The organism is Micromonospora sp. AMSO1212t, from assembly GCF_008868145.1.
Lineage (GTDB): Bacteria > Actinomycetota > Actinomycetes > Mycobacteriales > Micromonosporaceae > Micromonospora > Micromonospora tulbaghiae.
The window spans coordinates 1-3,270 of sequence record NZ_WBKS01000233.1; the positions used below are offsets into that span (position 1 = coordinate 1).

Below are 3,270 nucleotides of genomic sequence, written 5' to 3' on the forward strand. Positions count from 1 at the left end.
GGCCGGTCATCGGTCGGGCCTCCACAGAGGATGGTCGGACGGGACAACCGAAACGTACGACGCCCGGCCCGGTACGCGACGGACAAACTGTCCCCGCTCAGCGCAGCGCCACCGCCTGGAGGCTGACGTTGCCGCAGTCGCCCAGTGATTCCTCCACCGTCCAGTTCAGCAGCAGCTTCTCGCCGCGCGGAGCGCGGAACCTGACGGTGAACTCGGCGGTGAGCGCGGTGTGCGGGTCCTCCATCCGCAGCGTGGTCACCGGGCCGCCGCCGGAGACGCGCACGTCGAGGCGGCCACGGGCCATCCAGAGCCCGGCGTACAGACGTACCGTGCGCTGGCGCCCGTCGGCGGCCACCGCCAGGTTGAACCCGCTGCCCCGGTGGCAGGTGTAGACGCCGGTCATGGTGCCGCCCGCCGACGCGACCGGGTTGCCGTCGCGCCAGGCGTACGCCTCGGGGTTGTTGCTGAAGCTCTCCCGCCGCCCGCGGCCGCCCTCGTCGCGGATCTCGCCGGAGCCGCCCCGCTTGCGGACCGTCCGGTCGGCGCCGTTGAGCCCCCAGTGGACCCAGTCGGTGGGGCCGGCGGCGGTGAGGTCGACGGTGGCGGGCACCTCGGCGCGGGTCACGGCGACGATCGGCGGCGGCGCGGGTGTCGGTGAAGGCGACGGAGTGGACGGCGACGGGCTCGGCGACGGTGGCCGCTGCCGGGGACGCAACCCCGGGTTGACCACGGTGTCGTCGGTCTCGTTCGGCAGCCCGACCCGGCCGGGCGGCGCCACCGGCACTCGGGCGTGCTCCTCGCGCGGCGAGTCGTGCCGTTCGACGCCGAGGTAGACCGCCAGCGCCGCCAGGCAGAGGATCGCGGCCAGCCCTTCCAGCATCAGCCGACGCCGGCGGCGCAGTCGGCGCAGCGCGGACCGGGTACGCGGAAAGCCGTGCCGGTGCGAGCCGGGGCCGGAACGCGGACGGTCCTCCTGGCCCACCACACCCTCCACTTCGGTCACGGCACCGCCCGGAAACGACCGGTGCGTGACGGGCTTCACGGTGTCACCGGACGGCTCTTTGCGCCATATGTCGAGTGACGGGCGTTTCCAGTTCGTTACCTGGCGACCGCTCGCCGGACCGGCCGCTCAGCTTACCGTGATCGCCTGCAACGCCACCCCGTCGTTCTGCCCGCCGGTCACGGTCAGGGCGTGCCACCTGATCAGCAGCCGCTCCCCCGGGTCCGCCCGGAAGCAGATGACGTACTGGTAGAAGCGGTCGCCCGCGGCGAGGGCCACCTCGCGGACGACGGGATCGCCACCGCTGGACAGCGACAGGTCGAGCCGCGCGCCGGCCGAGAACGTGCCGACGAACAGCCGGACCGTACGCAGATCCCCGCTCCCGGCCACGCCCAGCGTGAAGCTCTTCCCGGCGCCGCGCCGGAAGACCCCCGCCCGGATGCCCTCCTGGCCGGCCGTCGGCGTGCCGTCGGTCCACTGGAGATCGCTGGCGCCCGCGTTGTGCTCCAGCCGCTCCCCGCCGGGATCCTGGATCTCGCCGGTGCCGCTCGCCTTGCGATGGAAGCTGTCCGCGCCGCCGCCGCCCCAGTGCCGCCAGTCCCGCGTACCGAGCGCGGTGAGCGACAACGACCCCGGCAACGGCGCCAGGTCCACATCGAGCAGCGGCCCACCGGACGACACCGGGTCGCCGGCGGCCGGCGCCTGCTCGCTCGGGATTTGCTTGTTCGGCGCCTGCTCGCTTGGTGCTGCCACCGGCGCGGTTTCCCCGGTCGGTGAGGGCGGCGCGGGTGACCGGGCCGCGTACGCCAGCGCCGCCACCAGCCCGGTCACGGCCACCGCCGCCAGCACGGCGCGCCGGCGCCGGCGGCGGGCCCGGGCGGTGGCGACCCGCGTGGCCGGGGCGTCGGGCGAGGGCCGCAGCGGGCCGGCGATCGGGGCGAGCGTCCGGCTCAGCCGGGTCTTCGCAGCCCGGACTGCGGAGCGCAGCCGGACGCCGAGCCCGTCGGTCAGGCCGGTCAGACCGCCGGTCAGATCGGCCAGACGTGCCGGGACGCTCTCCCGGGCGGAGTGCCGGCCCGGTCTCGCCTCCGCATCCGTCTCCTGCAGCGCCCCGAGGTCGGCCGGCTCGGCCGGCTTGTGGGCGGCGCCCGCCCGGACCGGCGACGGAGCGGACAGGTGCAGGCCGATCGGGGCCGGCCCGACCAGCGGAACCCGGCCGCCGGGCGGGCTCGGTCGCGGCTCGGGACCGACGGGCGGCGATGCCCCGCCAAGGAACTGGCCCGGGGCGAGCTGGCCCGGGGCGAGCGGGGCCGACGCAAGTGGGCCGGGCGCGACGGGATCCGCCGCAAGGGAGTCCGGCACGACGAGACCAGCCGGGAGTGTGCCGGGCGCGAGCAGGCCGGGCCCAGGCTGACCGAGGCCAGGCTGACCTGCCCCAGGCTGACCTGGTCCAGGCCGACCGACGCCGGGCTGGCCGAGGCCGGGCTGACCGACGCCGGGCTGACCGGGGCCGGGCTGACCGGGGCCGGGCTGACCGGGGCCGGGCTGACCGGGGCCGAGCTGGTTCGGTGCGAACGCACCGGCTGCGGACGGGCCGGGCGCGGACGTGTCGGCTGGAAGCGGGCCTGCGGCGGGGAGATCGTGAGTCGCCGGGCCGAAATTGCGCGGAGGCGGCCAGACAGCGGTACCGGGCGGCTCCAGGTTCCCCGCAGGCACCGGATCGTCCGGGTCGGCCGGTGGGCGGTTCCCGTCCCGCGGGGTCCCAGTCCGGGGCACGGTGGGATCAGTGTCCCCGGGCAGGCGACGCGGACCCGCGGACCGCTCCGGGGCGTCGGCCGGTTCGTCCGGCGTGGGCAGCCAGCCCCCGACTCGGATCCCGGTCCGTGCGACGTCGTCCTCAGCCACCGACCCTCCCTCGGCCACCGGCGGCGAGCGGCCCGCCCCGTGGCTCGCCGTAGGGAGAATGGCACAGAACGCGATCTTGGAGAAGGCGTCAGCCCTCCGCAATTCCCACACCCCCAGGGCTCTGAGCCGCTGAGAGGAAGAGATCTTGGAAGAATTACGCCCCGATAGGGGCCACTTCGTACCAAGATCTCCCGCAGCCCCGGCGCGGCGGACGCACCCACCGCAACCCACCCTCGCCAGCATTGTCGATCGTGAGGTTAGCGGCGACAAATCGGACGCCGAATGCCGCTAACTGCATTTTCGCCGCGGGACGGCGGGACGGCGGGACGGCGGGACGTCGGGCCGCCGTCCCGCCGTCCCGCCGT

The 3,270-nt window shown here is 75.4% G+C and carries 2 protein-coding genes; both read right to left on the reverse strand.

The window, feature by feature from the left end:
* Positions 1–97 precede the first annotated feature (97 nt).
* Positions 98–1,003: a hypothetical protein gene (locus tag F8279_RS29435; RefSeq protein ID WP_225853454.1), complete on the reverse strand. Its 906-nt coding sequence runs from the start codon at positions 1,001–1,003 to the stop codon at positions 98–100.
* Between the two features lie 126 nt (positions 1,004–1,129).
* Positions 1,130–2,362 carry a hypothetical protein gene (locus F8279_RS29440; RefSeq protein WP_217493421.1) on the reverse strand — a complete coding sequence of 411 codons (1,233 nt, stop codon included), beginning with the start codon at positions 2,360–2,362 and terminating at the stop codon, positions 1,130–1,132.
* Positions 2,363–3,270: the final 908 nt, after the last annotated feature.